The following is a 17966-nucleotide window of genomic DNA, read 5'->3' as shown; positions in this document are numbered from 1 at the left end:
CAAGCAGGAGTTACCCCATGAACGTGATGAATTACCAGGGCTATGCCGCCCGAATCGAGTACAGCGAAGAGGACGGCCTTTTTGTCGGTCACATCGCAGGCATTAAAGATATCGTTGGATTCCATGGTGAGTCGGTTCAGGAGCTTCGAGCAGCGTTTGAAGAGGCTGTCGTCGACTACCTCGACACTTGCGCCAAGCTCGGTCGTGCTCCACAGAAGCCCTACTCTGGAAATCTGAGCCTGCGACTGGCTCCGGCGCTTCACGCCACAGTGGCTGTCAAGGCGCAATTGGCTCACAAGAGCATCAATCAGTGGGTTTCTGATGTCCTGGATCGCGAAGTCCACGCCTGAACCTTCTCGCGCCAGGTGCGCAGCCGTCTCAATCTCTTTCTAGGTATTCGGTCCCGACTCGCTCGAAATCGATCAGAAAGAAGCCTTGGATTTTTTACGTGTGGACACTTTGTGGACGTTTTCAGCTTTTTGAAAACACAAAAATAAAGGTCCAGAAACGCCAAAGCCCCGCATTGCGGGGCAATGACCAAGTGCTTTTTGAGCAGCTTTTTAAGGTGCTTGCCGAGAGAGTACGGCGAGCAATTTTGAAACGTAGGTCAGTGCGTCCTGAGCGTGGACACCTGGCTGGATGGCAAAAATCGTAGGTCTGAACGGGTCATCGTAATCGATGGTTTTAGAGAGGGTTAGACCGAGGGTATCGAGCAGGCGGGCCGCATCCGGTCGCGTGGATTTCACAGGAGCGTTGGAAGCGGGAGGTGGGGAGGCCGGCCAGATGATTCTCAGATTTATTTTTTCGGTGTGTTTAGGAGTACGTGTCTTCCATGATCGGCAGACCAATACAGCGGTCAAATATCTGGATCAGTTGGTCATCATCACCATGAAATGACTGATGATTCGCTTCAATCCATTCTTGTTTGTCGACTTCCCACCAATTGATCTCGTAGCCCGCGTTGACGATGATCCATTCGAACAGCATTCGCTGGGCTCGCCCGTTACCTTCTCGGAAAGGGTGTGCGACGTTCAACGTACCGTAGGACTCGGCGACGGCTGTGACCAGCAAGTCGCGTGAATAGCCTTCAAACCAGCCGTTGGACTCGATTTTTCGGAATTCTCTGGCGGCTTCCGGCTCTATGCGATCAGGGACGCAGAACTGATTTCCACCTTTGCTGATCTTCACCGTCCGGATCTCGCCGGCCCAACTATAGATAGATGAGAATAGGGTGCGATGAATTTGTTTCAGAGTATCCAGGCTGTAGGGTGGCTCTATGAACTCAAGCCGCTCTGCGGCAGTTTCAGTGAGATAGCGTTCGGCCTCGTTGAGGTCGTCCTCTTCATGCAAATCAAGTAGATTTTTGAGGATGCCTGTTCCCGGGTAACAGTAGGGGTCCTGATCGACCCCGTATTTGTCGTTACTCAAGCTTTGATTTGCCGAACGGCCATGAGCGCAGCTTCGCGAGTGGGAAGCTTGTGATCGTCATTCGGGGAGGTCGTAAACCCCTCGAGGCGCAAGCTGGCCGCGAAGTTGGATTTACGGTGTTTGGCGAAGTAGGCTTTTTTGGCTTGAAAACTCAGCTTTTCCACGTCTGCTCTCCACGGATGGGTGCCCGAGAGTATAGCTTATTCAACTACCTGTTTGGCTCCGCATCAGCGGCACTCGTCGCCTTGGGAGGCGTGCCCCCCGAAAGCCAAGCTGGCAGGACATTTCGTCAGGCAAAAAAAAGCCTCGCATCGCTGCGAGGCTTTTTAATATGGTGCCGGCACCAGGAGTCGAACCCGGGACCTACTGATTACAAGTCAGTTGCTCTACCAACTGAGCTATACCGGCGTGTTAGGGCGACGATTATAGCGATTGGCGAGGTTCTGTAAACCCCTGATATCTGACTATTTTTGCGAAGGTGGCGTTCTTGTGATCCGCCCATGCCGGCAACCCTGGGCTTTGTCCTGATCCGCCGACCGCGCCGCCTCGATCGCCATCAGCAACCGGTCGGCTATTTCAACCGCCTGCTCGGCCGATGCCACGTTGGTAAAGGTCATCAACAACCCGCCTTCCTGCCCAGAAACCACCTGCCAGCGCGATAGAGGCTCAATCGATAATCCCGCCGCCCGCGCCTGCTTGGCTATGCGGACATCCGGCACATCAATCAACACCCGCACCAGCAGATTAATGCCCCCAGCCTGCGGGTCGACCTTCAATATCCCGCTGCCCACCTCTTCCAACGCCTTGACCAGCAATGCCCGACGCATGCTGTACAGCTGGCGCATCTTCTTCAGGTGCCGGGTGAAGTGACCCTGACTCAGAAAGTCGCTGACCGTCGCCTGCAACAGTTCCGGGCAGCGATTGCGCCACAGCCGGGCGACCTGTTCAAAACGCCCGACCTGTTCCCTCGGAACCACCAGATACGCCAACCGCAACCCCGGAAACAGCATCTTGCTGAAGGTCCCGGCGTATAACACGCGATCATGCACATCCTGGCTCTTCAGCGCGGGAAGCGGGCGGCCTCGATAGCGAAACTCGCTGTCATAGTCGTCTTCCAGTACCCAGCTCGACTGCACCTGCGCCCAATCCAGCAGCGCCTTGCGCCGCTCCGGACTCAACGCCACGCCCAACGGGCTCTGATGGGCCGGGGTGACCACTGCCAGTCGCGCCGTCGGATTCAGGCGGATACCGTGCTCCACCCGCAGACCGTCGGCATCCACCGGCACCGGCACCAGTTGCACACCGCGATTGAGCAACATCTGCCGCGCATGCACATAACCAGGTTCCTCAAACCAGCAACCCTGGCCCGCCATCTCCAGGCTTTCGCAAACCAGTTCGAGCACGGCGTTGTAACCGGTGCAGATAAACACCTGGTCCGGCGTGCACTGCACGCCTCGATACAACCCCAGGTACGTGGCAATGGCCGAGCGCAGCGGCGCGTAGCCTCTCGGGTCGCTGAAGCCCAGACCGGCAATATCGGTTTGCCGGGCACGCTGGGTGATCAGTCGGCTCCAGAGTTTTCGCGGAAAAGCATCCAGTGCCGGAAGCCCCATTTGCAGGGGCAGCGGTTGATCCTGTTCGGGCGATTCGACGGTTTCCGTTGCTGGGCTCGGGACCGCTGTCACCGGCAGATCGAGGGCAATGACCGTCCCGGCCTGACCACGCGCCGTCAGGTAACCCTCGCTGATCAGCAGCTCATAAGCCGCCTCGACGGTGCCCCGCGCCAGATTGAGTTCTGCCGCCAGGCCGCGCACCGAAGGCACGCGATCACCGGGCCGCAATTGACCTTCATCGATAGCGCTACGAATGCGTCGATAGACCACCAGGTATTTGGGCAACCCCGGTTCAGTGGCGGCTTTGGAAATGGGCATGGGGTTTCCGTGGTCATGCAGAACGGACGCAGTTTAACCCCATGGCTGGCCCGATTCAGTAGCGCTCATGTCCCAAACGGCTTGCGCGATCTTGGCCCTGTCGGCCGGTTTCAACGCACCGCAGACTGCAACCCATGATTTCACCCATCTCAAACGGGAGCCAACCATGACTCAACGTCTCAATTACCTCGACGCCGCACCCCTGGGCTACAAAGCGCTGTTCGGCGTTAAAAGCTATCTGCAAAGCTGCGGGCTTGAACCGCACCTGATTGACCTGGTGTACCTGCGGGTTTCGCAGATCAATGGCTGCGCCTTCTGCATCAGCCAGCATTCCCGGGATCTGATCAAGCTGGGCGTGAGCCTCGACAAGGTATTGCTGGTGCCGGTCTGGCGCGAAGGCGGTGCGTTGTTCGACCGCCGTGAATGCGCCGCCCTGGCCTGGGCCGAAAGTGTGACCCGGGTGCACGCAACCGACGTGCCGGACGAAGACTTCCAGGCCGTTTCCGCTGTGTTCGGCGAAAAGGAAGTGGCCGACCTGACCCTGGCAATCGCCCTGATGAACGCCCTTAACCGCGTCGGCGTCAGTTTTCGCTTGGTGCCGGCCAGCGTGCGCCAGCATGGGGAAACGTCCCATGGGCAATGATCTCGAATACGCGCTGGTCGAAAACAAATCCCAGTGCCGCGAATGTTTTGCGGTGATGCAGGAGCTGCGGCCGCATCTGACCGATGCGGATTCCTTTGTTGAGCAGGTTTTCCGTCAGGGCGAGCAGGGCTTTCGCCTGTTGGCGCTGCGCGAGCACGGGCAGGTGATCGGCCTGGCCGGCTTTCGGGTGGCGGAGAACACCCTGTATGGGCGCTTCGTCTATGTCGATGATCTGGTGGTGACGGCTTCGCAACAGCGTCGCGAGCTGGGCGCCGGGCTGCTGGAGGAGGTGCGTCGTCACACGCGGGCCTTGGGTTATCGCTATCTGGTGCTCGACACGGGGATGCATATGCCGTTGGCGCAACGTTTCTATTTTCGTCAGGGGTTGTTGGCTAAAGGTATGCACTTTTCCCAGGATCTCAGTACGGGGAGAGCGGTATGAGCCGCGCCCTGTTGTTGAATTTCAGCCCCCATGGCAAGGCGGCTCGGGTTTATCGTTTGGCCGCTGACGTGCTGGGCGACTGGCCGGGCATCAGCACGCTCATGGATCGCCAACTGGGCGCTGACCCCCTGCCCGCCTTGACCAGCGACTACGCGACGGCCGTGACCTCGGTAGCTGGCATGGACAACGTGGCCATCCATGCGTCCGAGCGGCAGATCGTCGAGCTCGAGACCAGCGATCTGCTGGTGCTGTGCACACCGCTCCACAACTTCACGCTGCCCGCCGCGATGAAGCTGTGGATTGATCATGTGGTACGTATTCAACGCAGTTTCGGGGTGAACGGTGCGGGGGAGAAGTTTGGTCTGCTCAAGGATCGCCCGACCTTTGTGCTGGTCAGTTCCGGGGGCTTGATTCAGGGCGAACAGGCTCGTCAGCCGGACTTTCTCACGCCTTATTTAAAGGCGATCCTCAATTCCATCGGCATTCATCAGCTGACGTTTATCTATCTGGAGGGCACTGTCCGTGGTGGTGAGGCGGTTGAGCAAGCTGTGTTGGCCGCTCGGGAGGCATTGCTGAGGGGGCTTCAGGCTAATACGAGAACCTGTTGGAGCCCGCTTGCTGGCGATGAGGCCAGTGAGTCTTGCATCACCTGAGCCGACGCTATCGCCGGCAAGCCAGCTCCTACAGGGGGTTGTGGCGTTTTCAGAATGTGGAAAAAAGCGCGTTATATCTGTTGACTAAAACGCTTATGCACAAGTGACTGGTGGTTGGCGCGCTGAGAATGCAATTTTGTGGACGCGTTCTCATCACGCTGCAACTATCTGTTTTTCCGTTGCTTTATTTTGTGAACAAAAAATGATCAGTCAGCTTTTTGCTCTGTAGACGGCGTTTTCAGGGCGTCTTCGGGAAAAGCATCAACAGACTTATCCACAGGCTGCGTCGTGCGCCAGGGCGGTCAATGGCGCTCTGCCAGTAGCATAAGATTGCGCGGCGTCAACGGGCTTTCGCAAAATAAGCCCAGGCGTACCGCATAGCCTTGCTCTTCGAGGAACAGTGCGCGGTCCAGCACCAGCCAGAGTTCCAGCGGGCGGCGGAACAGTCCGCGTAGCAGTTCCAGGTTGCGCACTTGCGCCAGTCGTTGCCAGCCTGCCGTTTCCAATTCCGCCCAATTCTGCTCGCCGACTGTGGATAACTCCTTGAGCGCGGCCAGGTCGTGGCAGTAATCGGCGAAGGGTTTATCGAGCCAGGCGCTGGGTAGCGAGGGTGTCGGCAGGTAGTCGTCGGTTTGTCGCAGACGGCGTTGCAGCAGGTCGAAGGCCAGGCGCCGGGCCATGGAGGTGTCGCGCTGGCGGCGGACCCGGGCACCGGCGGTGACGGTTTCGCTCAGGGGCAGGGCGAGGTCGTCCAGGGATAGATGCAGGGTCGAGGCTTGGGCGGCAGTGGACAGAGGTTGGTAGTTCGCGGCGCTGATGCGGTTGTAGCAGCAAGGGGCGATCGCCAGTTGGCGGCAGCCGGCGTGGCTGGCGAGTTGCATCAGGCGTACGTGGAGGTCACCGCAGGCGTGGAGGGCGACCGGGGTGTGCTCGGCGTTCAGGCGGGCGGCGGCATCAGGCGCTAGGACGTCTTGTTGCAGGTGTTGGGCCGGCAGGTGGTGGTGCTGGCTGAGCTGCTGGCCGCTGGCGATCAGGGCCGGGTCGTATTCCAGGCAGGTCAGGTGTTGGCCGGGTTGTAGTAGACGGCGGCCCAGGTGGCCTTTGCCGGAGCACCAATCTAGCCAGTGGGTGGGCGATTGGGCGAAGTCCAGGCGGCTGGCGAAGGCTTCTATCTGTTGCCATTTGCGCCCGGGGACGTCGACGTTCAGGCGATGATTGGCAGGGGGCAGGGCGCTGTCGGGGAGTGTTCCGACAGTAGCCAGTGCCTGGGATTCGGCAGCCAACGCGGGAAACGGCGCGGGGGCGGCGAGGTGTTCCGGGTGGTTGTGGCTGGCTTCGGCATCGTCGAGGCTGCGTTGGCGTAGCCAGGTGGCGAGCTCCGGGTGTTGGGTTTCCCACGGCAGATGCAGGTGGGTGAAGGGGCGTGGGCGCCAGAGGTGTCGGTGTGCCGTGAGGAATGCGTCCAAGGCCTTGAAACGGGTTTGCAGGGCGGGGCCTTTTAGGATGATGGGCATGCTGCGGGTTCCGGGGTGGCTAGGCTGGCGTCTTCGCGGGCAAGCTCCGCTCCCACAGGTTTTTCAGTTGTGCTCAAGACTCAGGTACGACGCGAATACTGTGGGAGCAGAGCTTGCTCGCAAAAGCGCCGCTCCCACAGGTTTTTCAGTTGTGCTCAAGACTCAGGTACGACGCGAATACATTGTGGGAGCGGAGCTTGCCCGCGAAGAGGCCCTTGAAGCCACCAAAAACCTTAGGGGCTGGGCACAGGGGATTTTAAGTCCCTCGCGCCCTTCAAGTCACCGCCCCTGGCAGGCATCCACCCGCATCCAGCGCTCCACCTGCTTGAACGCCTGCACCAGCAGGAACGAGATCACCAGGTAGAACACCCCCGCGGTGAAGAACATATCCACCGTCAGGTAGTTGCGCGCAATGATGGTCCGGGTCATGCCGGTCAGTTCCAGCAGCGTCACGGTGCTCGCCAGCGAGCTGGCCTTGAGCATCAGGATCACTTCGTTGCTATAAGCCGGCAAGCCGATCCGCGCCGCGCGCGGCAGGATGATGTAGACCATCGCCTTGGCCCGCGACATCCCCAGCGCCCGCGCCGCTTCGATCTCCCCCGGCGGAATAGCCTGGATCGCACCGCGCAGGATCTCAGCGATATACGCGGTGGTGTGCAGCGTCATGGTCGCCGTCGCACACCAGAACGGGTTGCGCAGGTAAGGCCACATAAAGCTCTCGCGAATCGCGTCGAACTGCGCCAGGCCGTAATACACCAGGAACAGTTGCACCAGCAGCGGCGTCCCGCGGAAAAAGAAGATATAGGCGTAGGGCAGGGATCGCACATACCAGAGCTTCGACGCCCGGGCGATACCCAGCGGCACCGCCAGGATCAACCCCAGCACCACGGCGATGCCCACCAGTTCCAGGGTCAGTACCGCGCCCTGGAAGAACTTCGGCAGCCATTTGAAGATGACTTCCCATTCCATTATGTGGTCCTCACAAAACCGCGAGCGGCACGTTTTTCCAGGAAATGCATGCCGGTCATGGCCAGGACGGTCAGCCCCAGGTACATAAAGGCCGCCACCAGGTAGAAGGTGAACGGCAACTTGCTGAACAGCACCGCGTTCTGCGCCTGGCGCATGATTTCTTCCAGGCTGATCACCGACACCAGCGCGGTGTCCTTCATCAGGATCATGAACAGGTTGCCCAGGCCCGGCAGGGCGATGCGCCACATCTGCGGCATGATCAGCCGGGTGAAGATCCGCACCTTGGACAGGCCCAGGGCAACCCCCGCTTCCCGATGCCCCTTGGGAATCGCCAAAATCGCGCCACGAAACACTTCCGTGGCGTAGGCGCCAAAGCACAGGCCCAGGGCGATCACCCCGGCGGCGAACGGGTTCAAGGCCAGTTCGGGATTACCGAACACCTCGCCCAATGCGCTCATCAATGTGACGGTGCCGTAGTACATCAGCAGCACCCAGAGCAGTTCCGGTATGCCGCGAACCAGGGTCGAATAGGCGCCCCCCAGCCATTGCAGCGGTTTGTACGGTGAAGTCTTGGCCAAGGCGCCGAGCAGCCCGAGCACCAGTCCCAGGCACAGGGCACAGAGCGCAAGCTTGACGGTCATCAGCGCGCCGGCGGCGAGCGCCGGGCCGAATCCATAGAGGTCGATATTCATGGGCAGAGGCAGGCTTTACCAGGGACAGCCGACACCTTGCGTTGAGGTGCCGGCCATCGGGGCAGGTCAGAGGATGCTGAACGGGAAGTACTTGTCGTTGATCTTCTTGTAAGTACCGTCGGCGATGATTTCTTTCAGCGCGGCGTTCAGCTTCTCACGCAGTTCGTCGTCCTTCTTGCGCACGGCGATGCCGATCTTGTCGCTTTCTTCCACCGGGTTGCCCTTGAACTCGTAAGGCTTGCCGGCTTCGCTTTTCAGCCATTCATAGTTGACGTATTTGTCCGCCAGGATGGCATCCAGGCGCCCGGCCTGCAGGTCGAGGTAGGCGTTTTCCTGGGTGTCGTAGAGCTTGATGGTGACGTCGTCGCCCAGGTGGTCATCCAGCCAGCTGCCGGCCAGGGTCGCGCGCTGGGCGCCGATGATCTTGCCCTTGAGCGAGTCTTTGTCGGTCTTGAAATCGGCGTCTTTCTTGGCCGCGATGAATTGCAGCTTGTTGGAGTAGTAGGGGTCGGTGAAGTCGACCGCCTGCTTGCGTTCTTCGGTGATCGACATCGAGGAGATCAGGAAGTCGAACTTCTTGGTCTGCAGGGCCGGAATGATCCCGTCCCAGTCGGAGGTCACGACCGTGCACTCGACCTTCATCTTGGCGCACAGGGCGTCGCCGATGTCCTTGTCGAAGCCCACGACCTGGCCGCTGGCATCCTTGTTGTTGAACGGCGGGTAGGCGGCCTCGATACCCATTTTCAGGGTTTCGGCAAAGGCACTGGCGCTGAAGGCCATGGAGACGGCAGCGGCCAGGAGGAATTTTTTGTAGGTCTGCATACGTGTTGCTCCGTTAGCGGTTGCTGGACATGAATTGTTTGCAGCGCGCCGACAGCGGGTTGTCGAAAACCTGCTGCGGGGTTCCTTGTTCTTCCACCAGGCCCTGGTGCAGGAACACCACTTCACTGGACACCTGGCGGGCAAAGCCCATTTCGTGGGTGACCAGCAGCATGGTGCGGCCTTCTTCGGCCAGGGCACGGATTACAGCGAGGACTTCCTGGACCATTTCCGGGTCGAGGGCCGAGGTCGGCTCGTCGAACAGGATGACCTTGGGCTGCATGGCCAGGGTGCGGGCGATGGCCGCGCGCTGTTGCTGGCCGCCGGACAGTTGCGAGGGGTAGGCGTGGCGCTTGTCGGCGATGCCGACCTTGGCCAGCAGCGCTTCGGCCACGTCGATGGCCTCGGCCTTGCTCTGGCCGAGCACCCGGCGCGGGGCTTCGATGATGTTGTCGAGGATGCTCATGTGCGGCCAGAGGTTGAAGTTCTGGAACACAAAGCCGATTTCGCTGCGCAGGCGGTTGATCTGCTTGCCGTCGGCGGCCACCAGCTCGCCGTTTTTCGCGGCCTTGAGCTTGAGCTCCTCGCCATTGACCAGGATCTGGCCCTGGTGCGGGTTCTCCAGCAGGTTGATGCAGCGCAGGAAGGTCGACTTGCCGGAACCGGAGGAACCCAGGATCGAGATCACATCACCGTCGCGGGCGGTCAGCGAGATACCTTTGAGTACCTCCAGCTCACCGTAGCGTTTGTGCAAGTTGCGGATTTCAAGCGCGGGCGTGGCCTCAGCCATGTGCGGTCCTCATTGTGTTCTGTCGTGCTCCTGCTATTGGCGGCCTTCCTGGCGAGCGCCAAGCTAGCATAGGGAAAAGCCGGTGCAGGACGGATGGGTGACAGGTTGTCGCATCGGCACAGCAGTCTGTCGCCACGGCAACAACCAAAGAGCCTTTGATCCGTCTTCCTGACTCGGCAGTCGCTTAAAAAAGGGCGCGATGGTGCCAGCTTTGGCCAAGGGTGGGAAGGGTAAACCCGCTGAGTGGGCATAGGCTCGCCCTGAAATGGGGCGTTACGCTATTTTTTGAGTGTTTCTGGTGCGACCGGCAGGTCTGAATTTGGGTGCCTCGGTAACGTCTTGGCAAATAGCCATTAATCTCAACAGGTTACGAATATCCTTCGGTCGGGCGTGCAGGCCACGGAAACCGGAGTCCTGTAACATTTTGGCGCAAATCTTGCGTAAAAAATAAAATACGCCCCCGTTGGATTCCTTCAACAAGGTCTTCCGATGTGTAGGGCGAGCTCTTCATTGCAAAGGTAGCCTCAATGAGCAGTACGCATAATTCCAATAACCTGGAGCAAGGGCTCAAGTCGCGGCATGTGACCATGCTGTCGATTGCCGGGGTGATCGGGGCCGGTCTGTTTGTCGGTTCCGGGCACGCGATCGCCGAAGCCGGTCCTGCCGTACTGATGGCTTACGCCGCGGCCGGGACCCTGGTGGTGCTGGTGATGCGCATGCTCGCCGAAATGGCCGTGGCCTCGCCGGATACCGGTTCCTTTTCGACCTACGCCGACCGTGCCATCGGGCACTGGGCCGGTTTCACCATCGGCTGGTTGTACTGGTGGTTCTGGGTGTTGGTGATCCCGCTGGAGGCCAACGCCGCCGCGACCATCCTCCATGCCTGGTTCCCCAATGTGGCGATCTGGGCCTTTACCCTGATCATTACCTTGTTGCTGACCGCGACCAACCTGTTCAGCGTGAAGAACTACGGTGAGTTCGAGTTCTGGTTCGCGCTGATCAAGGTGATTGCGATCATCGCGTTCATCGTGCTGGGCGTGCTGGCGATCTTTGGCCTGCTGCCGACCAGCCAGGTCAGTGGCGTGTCGCATCTGGTGGATACCGTGGGCTTTATGCCCAATGGCCTGGGCGCGGTATTGGCGGCCATGCTGACCACCATGTTCTCGTTCATGGGCACGGAAATCGTCACCATTGCCGCGGCTGAATCGAAAGACCCGGGCAAGCAGATCTCCAAGGCCACCAACTCGGTGATCTGGCGGATCGGCCTGTTCTATCTGGTGTCGATCTTTATCGTGGTCGCGCTGGTGCCGTGGAATGACCCGAGCCTGGCGGCGGTCGGTTCCTATCAGGTGGTGCTGGATCGCATGGGCATCCCGAATGCCAAGCTGATCGTTGACCTGGTGGTGCTGGTGGCGGTGACCAGTTGCCTGAACTCGGCGCTGTATACCGCGTCGCGGATGCTCTTTTCCCTTGGCAAGCGCGGTGATGCGCCGGCCGTGTCCAAGCGCACCAATGCCAGCGGCACGCCTTATTGGGCGGTGATGCTGTCGACGGCGGCGGCCTTCCTGGCGGTGTTCGCCAACTATGTCGCGCCGGCAGCGGTGTTCGAGTTCCTGTTGGCCAGTTCCGGCGCCATTGCGTTGCTGGTGTACCTGGTGATTGCGGTGTCGCAGCTGCGCATGCGCCGTCAGCGCATGGCCAAGGGCGAGAAGATCGACTTCAAGATGTGGCTGTTCCCGGGGCTGACCTGGGCGGTGATTGTGTTCATCGTGGCGGTATTGGCGGTGATGTTGTGCCAGGAAGCCCATCGCGTCGAGATTCTCGCCACGGGCTTGCTCAGTGTGCTGGTGGTGGCCGCCGGGCTGCTGGTGGCGCGCCGTCGTCGGCATGAGAAAGCCGGGCGGGTGGTGTTGAGCTGAGGCGTTGTAGCGGTTAGCCGGCGGCTTTCTGCAGCGCCTGCGAAGCCGCCACATAGTCGGCCTGGAAGGCCGGGCTTTCGATCCAGGCCAGGGCCGCTTCCTCGGTGGCCTCGGTGGACCACTGGCGGTATTCGATCAGTGCCGAAAGGATAAAGTCCGTCGCTTCTTCCTCACCTTCCTGCTCCAATACCAGCTCCAGTAGCGGGTCCTCCAGGAGCACGCTGCACATGGCCAACTGGCTGCCGTGCTCGGCGTCACGCATTCTCTTGAACAGATCCGTCAGGTCGACGGAAGCGAAGTCGATCCGGTCGTCATCCACCGGCAGCGTCTCGACCGGTTCGCTGGCGCGGCGGGTGCGGTTCTGCTTGGCCTTGGCTTTCGCCCGTTGCGCGCGTTTGTCTTGCTTGTTCTGGGATGCCATGGACTCGGGTGCTTTCACAAAGAGGTAAGCAGGCAATTATCCTCCGTGAGCCGCCGCAATTCCAATCTTCCCCGGCGCTCCCGCCTGCAACTCCCCCTTCTCCAGCCAGTTCAACGCAATCGGCCAGAGCTTTTCCTGGTACTGGCTGCGGAAAAAAGCGAAATGCCCCACCTCTGATTCATCGATATCTTCCGGCGCAATGCGCAGGTGAGTACGGCTGCTGGCGCTGAAATACGCCAGCAGCCGTTCGATGGCGGCGACGGTGCCGAACGGGTCGTCGGTCAGGCTGATCGCGAGGATCTGCGCCTTGACCCGGGCAAAGGGCAGCGCCGCCAGCTTGCGTCCGCTGGGGCGCTTTTCGTAGCGGGCGGTCGGCGTACTCCAGTCCCGCACCACCCCGGCCGGGGTATCTTCCAGCCAGCCGAGGCGCTTGCCGGGGAAGTAGCCGTAGAGGCCGGTCAGGAGCGGCATGACCAGGTGCCATTTGCCGAACATCTTCCAGCGGGTGGCGGGCGCATAGTCGCGCCAATAGGCGAATTGCGCGCCGACGGTGACCACCCGGCGAATCAACTGGCCCGAGGCTGCCAGCCCGACCGCGCAGCCGCCGAAGCTGTGGGCGACCACATCGATGGGCTGGCCGGGATATTCGCGCGCCGCCCGTTGCAGCATGGCTTCGAAATCCAGCGCGCCCCAGTCGGTCCAGGAAGCCTTGAGCCCGCGCAGGGTCGCCGGCCGCGATTCGCCGATGCCGCGATAGTCGTAGGTGATGACATCCATGCCGTTGGCAAACAGGTAGTCGGCAAAGCGCGAGTAATGGCGGCAGCGCACTGAGGTCGCGGCATTGATGATCACCACGGGACGGACGAGAGCGCTGTCACCGTGACGCCAGGCGAATCCGCCCAATGCGAAGCCGTCGGCGGCCCGCTCAATAAAGGGCTCGGCGCACAAGGCGTCGGGCGAGAGACAGGGTTGGCAGTTGATCGAAGTCATTGAACGGCTTCCAGGCATGGAATGTGTCTGTTCTTGAACGCTATTGGTGCCCCAATACAGTGCTTGCAGCTGGGCAAATTGATGGCTGATACTGCGGCTTCTATCGGTGCACGAGGCGCTGGCCTGCTGGCTGCGGCTGTTTCAACAAGGGAATGCCATGTTCCAGATAGACCGTAACAGCAAGACGCTGTTGGTGGACCAGATCAGAAACGCGATCATTGCCCGTATCGAATCCTTCCAGTGGGTCCAGGGCGGGCGACTCCCGTCTGTGCGTGCGCTGGCCAAGCAATTGGGCGTCAGCATCTTCACGGTGAGCAGCGCCTACGAAGACCTGGTGGCGCAGCACATCATCGAGTCGCGTCCGGGGGCGGGCTATTTCATCCTGGCCTGCCATTCGGTCGGTCCGCTCAAGGACGTTGACACGCTGGTGCCACCTTCCAGTGAGCACTCGAGTTTTCTCTTTCGTGCACTGGATCCGACGCAATACGATATTCCCGTCAGCTCAGGCTACCTGCCACCGGCCTGGCTGGCCGACGCGGTCCCGGCTTCCGTGACCGGACGGCTGATTCGTAACACACTTTCCTGCAGCACTCCAGCGCCCGCGGCCGGCAGCCAGGACCTGCGGGCAGTGATTGCGCGCAAATTGCGCGAGGTCCATATCAACGCCTCCAGCAGCCAGATCGTGGTCACCATGGGCGCCACCCATGCGTTTTCCCTGCTGCGCAGTATTCTCCTGAAACCCGGGGATTACCTGCTGGTGGAAGACCCCAGCTACCTGCTGCTGCAACTCAAACTGATCAAGGATCGCGACTTCAAGATCATCACAGTGCCGCGCCTGGATGACGGGCCTGACCTGGCGGCGATGGAAGCGATGCTGATCAAGTATCGGCCGAAGCTGTTCCTGACCCAGACCCTGGTGCACAACCCCACCGGCGGCAGTACGTCTCCGGAGAAAGGGTTCAAGCTGCTGTCGCTGGCCCGCCAGTATGATTTCCATATCATCGAGGACGATATTTTCGGTGTACTGTCGTCCCGACAGACGCTTCGGCTCGCCAGCCTGGATGGCTGCGAAAGGACTTTCTATATCAGTGGTTTCAGCAAGATGCTGAGCCCGGCGCTACGCCTGGGGTATGTGGCGGCGCCACCGGCTTTTGTCGAGCGGCTGGTCGAGCAGAAAATGTACAATCTGCTCTGCGGCTCGGCTATCGACGAAACCATCGTCACCTACACCCTGGAGTCCGGTCGCTATCAGCATCATCTGGATGCGCTGGGTCAGCGGGTCATGCAGGAGCGCTCAAGGGCGCGGGAGTGGTTGGGGGCTTGTGGGGTGGTGTTTGACGAGCACGGCGCCGATGGCCTGTTTCTCTGGGGGCGTCTGCCGGGGTATGTGAATATCTCGAACCTGGTCGAACAGGCCCATCACGCCGGCATCCTGCTGGCGCCAGGTTCCTTGTTCAGCAATACCGGCGATTATGATCAGTACATCCGCTTCAATGTCAGCCACTGCAATCATCCTGGATTCAAGCGTTTTCTCCAGGCGCATATCACGTCGGTGCTGTCCATCGAACACGGTGCCTGAGAACGTCGCACGCGAGCTCAGGCGTTGGTCGTGCTGCGTAGTATCTGTCCGCCTGCCGCTTCGATTATCGAGCTGAGCTTTTCATATTGGGCTTGGGGGATGAAGGCGCCGAGGAAGACCGAGCCGAGGCTGCGCTGCCAGAGTTTGAAGTAGCGCTCCAGGCTCATGACTTCGCTCAGGTTCTGATAGGAGAAGATGGTACCTTCAAGGATGATGACCTCATCGCTGTCCTGCAGATTCTGAATGCACAGCTCGTCATCCACTTCCGAGTTGTTGATGGTCAGTCTGATGTTCTCTATCCAGTGCAGTGGCCTGCCGTCATGGCTCAGCCACACGGCGGGCTCGGCATAAAAGGATTTCAGTGCAGCCCCAGTGGTTTTCGTCGACATGGATAGCTCCTGTTCACTTTTTCTCGGCCTTGAACCGCAGGCATGTGCAGTCCAGTGTCCATTGGCCATTGCTGTCCAGAAAATCGTCAGTCAACTCTTCGGTCACTTCATTCAAAAACGCATCTTGCGATTCGACGGGCAGCAGGGCCAGGTAGTGGGCTCCGAACCTTTGCAGCCATTGGGCAATCGAGCAATCCAGGGGCACCGGGCGTTCGAACCAATGAATGGAATTGACATGGAATCCCGCGTTTTCCAGCACCCGCTGATAAGCCCCGGCGGTAGGCAGATAAAGCTGATCGGCGACTTCGAAGTCAAGGGATCTGCGCGCCAGTGAGTCGCGTAGCGCGCGCCGCAGAATTTTCTGGTGTCCGGCCCCGGCGAATTCGCCGACAAAACGTCCCCCTGGTTTCAGGGCTTCATAGATCCCGATGGCCACCTGGTCCGAGCGCTGCATCCAGTGCAGTGCGTCATAGCTCAGGACCGCGTCGAACTCCTGGTAGAAGTACAACTGTTCGGCATTGCCATGACGTACCTCCAGCCCTCTGGACCGGGCTGCCGAGACCAGTCCTGGGTCGTTGTCGAACCCCACCACCTGATGCCCGTCGCGTTGGAGTTGTTCGCTCAGGTAGCCGTCGCCGCAGCCGATATCGAGGAGCAGTTCGCCGGGCTTGGGTGCCAGCAGTTCAAGGATTGCCCTGGCAGTATGGTCTGTAAAATGGATGTCACGTTCATCCCGCGCTGCCCCCCTTTGCTGCGATTCACCGCTCTGACAAAAAGATGTCGAAGAAGTCATGCTCAAGATTCCATTCTAGGGCGAGGGCGGCGCGGCCACCGGGCGAGGAGTCAGGTACGTTTGGACACCCAGACCAAGATGATGACAATAGCGCAGACTAATGGTGTCAGCCAGTTCCAGGTTTCGCCCATCAACCAGATCGAGAAGCCGAAGGTGAAGAACGGTTGCAGCAACTGCAACTGGCTGATCCGCTGGATACCACCGAGTGCGAGGGCACGGTTCCAGGAAAAGAAGCCCAGCAGCGAGTTGACCAGCGCCAGGAACAGCAGGGCGGCGACGCCGGTGCCCGGCAGGTGGGCGATGGTGTTGCTGTCGAAGAGCCACAGGCTGGCCGGCAGCAGCACCGGCAGGCTGATGACCAGGGTCCAGCACATCACCTGCCAGCCCGGCAGTTCCTTGGACAGCGCGCCGCCCTGGGCATAGCCGAAGCCCGCCAGGGCAACGGCGCCGAGCAAGGCGAGGTCACCGATGTAGATGTCGGAAACATTCGACTTCATCACCGTGTACGACATGACCACCAGGAAGCCCAGGCTGGAGACTGCCCAGAACGCCTTGGACGGCCGGGTGCCGGTGATCAGGGTGCCGAAGATCGCGGTCGACAACGGCAACGCGGCCAGGACCACGCCGCCGTGGCTGACGGGCACAGACTGCATGCCCAGTGCCGTGAGGATCGGGAAGCCGTAGACGATCCCGGTGGAGGTCAGCAGCATGCGCTTGATCTGCGAGCGGTTCGGAAGCCTGGCGCGACCAATGAGCAAAAAGGGAATCGCGGCGAGGGCCGCGATCACCGAGCGAAAGATCCCGACCTGGACGGCGCTCAGATCGCCCGCGAGCATCTTGGCCGCGGGCAGGGTCATGGCAAAGGCTGCTACTGAGATCAGACCCAGGAAGTAGGCTTGCAGGTCTTGACTCTTGGTCTCTGGAAAACTGGCTGCGTTGGCTTGCGTCATGCTGACGGCTCCTTTTGGTGGTGGGAGGGATCCGGGGCGGCCGGGTCTCCGTGAACATATTCTTCAGGGCGTGGAGGGGTCATTTGCACTGGCCTTCAACCACAGGCGCAGCTCCGTCTTGAGGAGTTCGCCGTAGTTGTTCCTGAGCACTACGTTGCGCAGGTCTGTCGGGTAGATGGGCGCGTCGCCGTAGATGATGGTCCTGATGCCGTTGCCGTCGTAGCCTTGGAGGCGAGCCTGCTCGACCATATACGTGAACATGGTGGGGGCCATGAATAGCGAGATATTGCCGAACCCGCTCGCCAGTTCGAACAGTTCATCGGCCTTGAAGTCGCGGGACTGCGGGACGACATGGCGAGCGGCCCGACGCACATGGATCAGGCTGTAGAGCCCGGCGCAGTGAGACATCGGTGCGGCATAGACCACGACCTCATCGGCGTCGATCGGATCGAGATCGGGCGAACAGTCCTGCGACATGGCCGTCAAGTTGCCGTGGCTGAGCATCACCGCCTGTGCGTCGCCTGTGCTGCTGGGGGTGTAGAACAGCCAGGCCAGGTCGTCGGCATGCCGCGGATAAGGTGTATCCGGCGGCGAAGTGATCGAGGTGAGTGCGCCCATGTCCTCTCGATCCAGTTCGTGGCACCCCAGGGGGAGTCTCTCGGGGGCGAATACCTGGCCGCCGTCGGTGAAAATCAGCCGGGCGTCGGCGTTGCCGACGATCCAGCCGGCCTCGACGGGGTGCAGCTTGCAGTTGATCGGCACTGCCACGGCACCGGCCCACCAGATGGCGTAGAGCAGTTCGAGGTATTCGCAACAGTTCTTCATGAACAGCACGACCCGATCGCCGGGGGCGATGCCGTGCTCGTCGATCAGATAAGCGGCCCGGTGTCGGACCAGGGCGACAAAGGCTCCGTAGTTGGCGACTAGCTGCTGCCCTTCGAACAAGGCCGGACGCTTCGGGTATCGAAGGCCGGCTTCATCCAGCCAGTTGGCGATATTCATGCTCGGCTCCTGCGTGCCTGAAGGACAGGTGCACACTAGTCA

At 60.4% G+C, this 17966-nt stretch carries 19 protein-coding genes, 1 tRNA gene and 1 pseudogene; 6 read left to right on the top strand and 15 right to left on the bottom strand.

Annotated features, from left to right (window positions below; translation table 11 throughout):
- The first annotated feature begins 17 nt into the window (after window positions 1-17).
- Complete coding sequence (locus M5C01_RS07530) at window positions 18-350, top strand: type II toxin-antitoxin system HicB family antitoxin (RefSeq protein ID WP_100944003.1); 333 nt, start codon at window positions 18-20, stop codon at window positions 348-350.
- 463 nt (window positions 351-813) lie between these two features.
- Here the strand turns inward: M5C01_RS07530 and M5C01_RS07520 are convergent, their stop codons facing one another.
- The 4 genes from M5C01_RS07520 to M5C01_RS07505 form a co-directional block, all read right to left on the bottom strand.
- Window positions 814-1428 (bottom strand): Fic family protein, encoded by a 615-nt coding sequence (locus tag M5C01_RS07520; RefSeq protein ID WP_152737815.1) that lies wholly within the window; start codon window positions 1426-1428, stop codon window positions 814-816.
- Window positions 1425-1592, bottom strand: coding sequence for a YhfG family protein (locus M5C01_RS07515; protein WP_090234743.1), 168 nt, complete (start codon window positions 1590-1592; stop codon window positions 1425-1427). The genes M5C01_RS07520 and M5C01_RS07515 overlap by 4 nt, the downstream gene beginning before the upstream one ends.
- Before the next feature lie 168 nt (window positions 1593-1760).
- Window positions 1761-1836: transfer RNA gene (locus tag M5C01_RS07510), tRNA-Thr, on the bottom strand.
- A 56-nt stretch (window positions 1837-1892) separates the two neighbouring features.
- Complete coding sequence (locus M5C01_RS07505) at window positions 1893-3359, bottom strand: PLP-dependent aminotransferase family protein (RefSeq protein ID WP_152737814.1); 1467 nt, start codon at window positions 3357-3359, stop codon at window positions 1893-1895.
- A 166-nt stretch (window positions 3360-3525) separates the two neighbouring features.
- Here M5C01_RS07505 and M5C01_RS07500 point away from each other — a divergent pair, with 166 nt between their 5' ends.
- The 3 genes from M5C01_RS07500 to M5C01_RS07490 are packed head-to-tail and all read left to right on the top strand — an operon-like array spanning window position 3526 to window position 5097.
- A complete protein-coding gene (locus M5C01_RS07500) occupies window positions 3526-4002 on the top strand; it encodes a carboxymuconolactone decarboxylase family protein (RefSeq protein ID WP_152737813.1) in 477 nt (158 codons plus the stop codon).
- Window positions 3992-4444 (top strand): GNAT family N-acetyltransferase, encoded by a 453-nt coding sequence (locus tag M5C01_RS07495; protein ID WP_152737812.1) that lies wholly within the window; start codon window positions 3992-3994, stop codon window positions 4442-4444. The genes M5C01_RS07500 and M5C01_RS07495 overlap by 11 nt, the downstream gene beginning before the upstream one ends.
- The gene (locus M5C01_RS07490; protein ID WP_152737811.1) at window positions 4441-5097 is read left to right on the top strand and encodes an NAD(P)H-dependent oxidoreductase; all 657 of its coding nucleotides are present in this window, start codon (window positions 4441-4443) and stop codon (window positions 5095-5097) included. Before M5C01_RS07495 ends, M5C01_RS07490 begins: the two co-directional genes overlap by 4 nt.
- Window positions 5098-5399: 302 nt before the next feature.
- Here M5C01_RS07490 and M5C01_RS07485 read toward each other — a convergent pair whose 3' ends face one another.
- The 5 genes from M5C01_RS07485 to M5C01_RS07465 all read right to left on the bottom strand — a co-directional run bounded on the left by M5C01_RS07485 (window position 5400) and on the right by M5C01_RS07465 (window position 9881).
- On the bottom strand, window positions 5400-6611 hold the full coding sequence (locus M5C01_RS07485; RefSeq protein WP_152737810.1) for a methyltransferase: 1212 nt from the start codon (window positions 6609-6611) through the stop codon (window positions 5400-5402).
- A 279-nt stretch (window positions 6612-6890) separates the two neighbouring features.
- Window positions 6891-7580: an ABC transporter permease gene (locus M5C01_RS07480; protein WP_103498929.1), complete on the bottom strand. Its 690-nt coding sequence runs from the start codon at window positions 7578-7580 to the stop codon at window positions 6891-6893.
- Window positions 7580-8272 carry an ABC transporter permease subunit gene (locus M5C01_RS07475; protein WP_152737809.1) on the bottom strand — a complete coding sequence of 231 codons (693 nt, stop codon included), beginning with the start codon at window positions 8270-8272 and terminating at the stop codon, window positions 7580-7582. Before M5C01_RS07475 ends, M5C01_RS07480 begins: the two co-directional genes overlap by 1 nt.
- Window positions 8273-8338: 66 nt before the next feature.
- Entirely contained in the window at window positions 8339-9094 is a 756-nt protein-coding gene (locus M5C01_RS07470; protein ID WP_103498927.1) for an ABC transporter substrate-binding protein, read from the bottom strand.
- Between the two features lie 13 nt (window positions 9095-9107).
- A complete protein-coding gene (locus M5C01_RS07465) occupies window positions 9108-9881 on the bottom strand; it encodes an ABC transporter ATP-binding protein (RefSeq protein ID WP_103498926.1) in 774 nt (257 codons plus the stop codon).
- A gap of 527 nt (window positions 9882-10408) precedes the next feature.
- On the opposite strand from M5C01_RS07465, the gene gabP reads away from it, so the two are divergent.
- Window positions 10409-11800 (top strand): GABA permease, encoded by a 1392-nt coding sequence (gabP, locus tag M5C01_RS07460; RefSeq protein WP_152737808.1) that lies wholly within the window; start codon window positions 10409-10411, stop codon window positions 11798-11800.
- A gap of 13 nt (window positions 11801-11813) precedes the next feature.
- Here gabP and M5C01_RS07455 read toward each other — a convergent pair whose 3' ends face one another.
- Both M5C01_RS07455 and M5C01_RS07450 read right to left on the bottom strand, forming a co-directional pair.
- Complete coding sequence (locus tag M5C01_RS07455; protein WP_152737807.1) at window positions 11814-12221, bottom strand: hypothetical protein; 408 nt, start codon at window positions 12219-12221, stop codon at window positions 11814-11816.
- Between the two features lie 36 nt (window positions 12222-12257).
- The gene (locus M5C01_RS07450; RefSeq protein ID WP_103498924.1) at window positions 12258-13211 is read right to left on the bottom strand and encodes an alpha/beta fold hydrolase; all 954 of its coding nucleotides are present in this window, start codon (window positions 13209-13211) and stop codon (window positions 12258-12260) included.
- A 157-nt stretch (window positions 13212-13368) separates the two neighbouring features.
- Between M5C01_RS07450 and M5C01_RS07445 the strand changes: the two genes are divergently transcribed.
- Window positions 13369-14790, top strand: coding sequence for a PLP-dependent aminotransferase family protein (locus M5C01_RS07445; RefSeq protein WP_152737806.1), 1422 nt, complete (start codon window positions 13369-13371; stop codon window positions 14788-14790).
- 17 nt (window positions 14791-14807) lie between these two features.
- Here M5C01_RS07445 and M5C01_RS07440 read toward each other — a convergent pair whose 3' ends face one another.
- The 4 genes and pseudogenes from M5C01_RS07440 to M5C01_RS07425 all read right to left on the bottom strand — a co-directional run.
- Complete coding sequence (locus M5C01_RS07440; RefSeq protein ID WP_152737805.1) at window positions 14808-15179, bottom strand: hypothetical protein; 372 nt, start codon at window positions 15177-15179, stop codon at window positions 14808-14810.
- 13 nt (window positions 15180-15192) lie between these two features.
- The gene (locus tag M5C01_RS07435) at window positions 15193-15972 is read right to left on the bottom strand and encodes a class I SAM-dependent methyltransferase (protein ID WP_152737804.1); all 780 of its coding nucleotides are present in this window, start codon (window positions 15970-15972) and stop codon (window positions 15193-15195) included.
- Between the two features lie 50 nt (window positions 15973-16022).
- A complete protein-coding gene (locus tag M5C01_RS07430) occupies window positions 16023-16922 on the bottom strand; it encodes a DMT family transporter (RefSeq protein ID WP_152737803.1) in 900 nt (299 codons plus the stop codon).
- A 156-nt stretch (window positions 16923-17078) separates the two neighbouring features.
- A pseudogene (locus M5C01_RS07425) lies at window positions 17079-17924 on the bottom strand (AMP-binding protein); the annotation flags it as partial.
- Window positions 17925-17966 lie beyond the last annotated feature (42 nt).

Origin of the sequence: Pseudomonas sp. MWU12-2319, assembly GCF_023242525.1 — a bacterium.
Lineage (GTDB): Bacteria > Pseudomonadota > Gammaproteobacteria > Pseudomonadales > Pseudomonadaceae > Aquipseudomonas > Aquipseudomonas gingeri_D.
This window is presented reverse-complemented; position numbering and strand designations above follow the sequence as displayed.

Excerpts from the sequence above, each read along its gene's own strand:
- M5C01_RS07530 (WP_100944003.1), top strand. The coding sequence starts at position 18 with ATGAACGTGATGAATTACCAGGGCTATGCCGCCCGAATCGAGTACAGC.
- M5C01_RS07505 (WP_152737814.1), bottom strand. The coding sequence starts at position 3,359 with ATGCCCATTTCCAAAGCCGCCACTGAACCGGGGTTGCCCAAATACCTG.
- M5C01_RS07500 (WP_152737813.1), top strand. The coding sequence starts at position 3,526 with ATGACTCAACGTCTCAATTACCTCGACGCCGCACCCCTGGGCTACAAA.
- M5C01_RS07495 (WP_152737812.1), top strand. The coding sequence starts at position 3,992 with ATGGGCAATGATCTCGAATACGCGCTGGTCGAAAACAAATCCCAGTGC.
- M5C01_RS07490 (WP_152737811.1), top strand. The coding sequence starts at position 4,441 with ATGAGCCGCGCCCTGTTGTTGAATTTCAGCCCCCATGGCAAGGCGGCT.
- M5C01_RS07485 (WP_152737810.1), bottom strand. The coding sequence starts at position 6,611 with ATGCCCATCATCCTAAAAGGCCCCGCCCTGCAAACCCGTTTCAAGGCC.
- M5C01_RS07480 (WP_103498929.1), bottom strand. The coding sequence starts at position 7,580 with ATGGAATGGGAAGTCATCTTCAAATGGCTGCCGAAGTTCTTCCAGGGC.
- M5C01_RS07475 (WP_152737809.1), bottom strand. The coding sequence starts at position 8,272 with ATGAATATCGACCTCTATGGATTCGGCCCGGCGCTCGCCGCCGGCGCG.
- M5C01_RS07470 (WP_103498927.1), bottom strand. The coding sequence starts at position 9,094 with ATGCAGACCTACAAAAAATTCCTCCTGGCCGCTGCCGTCTCCATGGCC.
- M5C01_RS07465 (WP_103498926.1), bottom strand. The coding sequence starts at position 9,881 with ATGGCTGAGGCCACGCCCGCGCTTGAAATCCGCAACTTGCACAAACGC.
- gabP (WP_152737808.1), top strand. The coding sequence starts at position 10,409 with ATGAGCAGTACGCATAATTCCAATAACCTGGAGCAAGGGCTCAAGTCG.
- M5C01_RS07455 (WP_152737807.1), bottom strand. The coding sequence starts at position 12,221 with ATGGCATCCCAGAACAAGCAAGACAAACGCGCGCAACGGGCGAAAGCC.
- M5C01_RS07450 (WP_103498924.1), bottom strand. The coding sequence starts at position 13,211 with ATGACTTCGATCAACTGCCAACCCTGTCTCTCGCCCGACGCCTTGTGC.
- M5C01_RS07445 (WP_152737806.1), top strand. The coding sequence starts at position 13,369 with ATGTTCCAGATAGACCGTAACAGCAAGACGCTGTTGGTGGACCAGATC.
- M5C01_RS07440 (WP_152737805.1), bottom strand. The coding sequence starts at position 15,179 with ATGTCGACGAAAACCACTGGGGCTGCACTGAAATCCTTTTATGCCGAG.
- M5C01_RS07435 (WP_152737804.1), bottom strand. The coding sequence starts at position 15,972 with ATGACTTCTTCGACATCTTTTTGTCAGAGCGGTGAATCGCAGCAAAGG.
- M5C01_RS07430 (WP_152737803.1), bottom strand. The coding sequence starts at position 16,922 with ATGACGCAAGCCAACGCAGCCAGTTTTCCAGAGACCAAGAGTCAAGAC.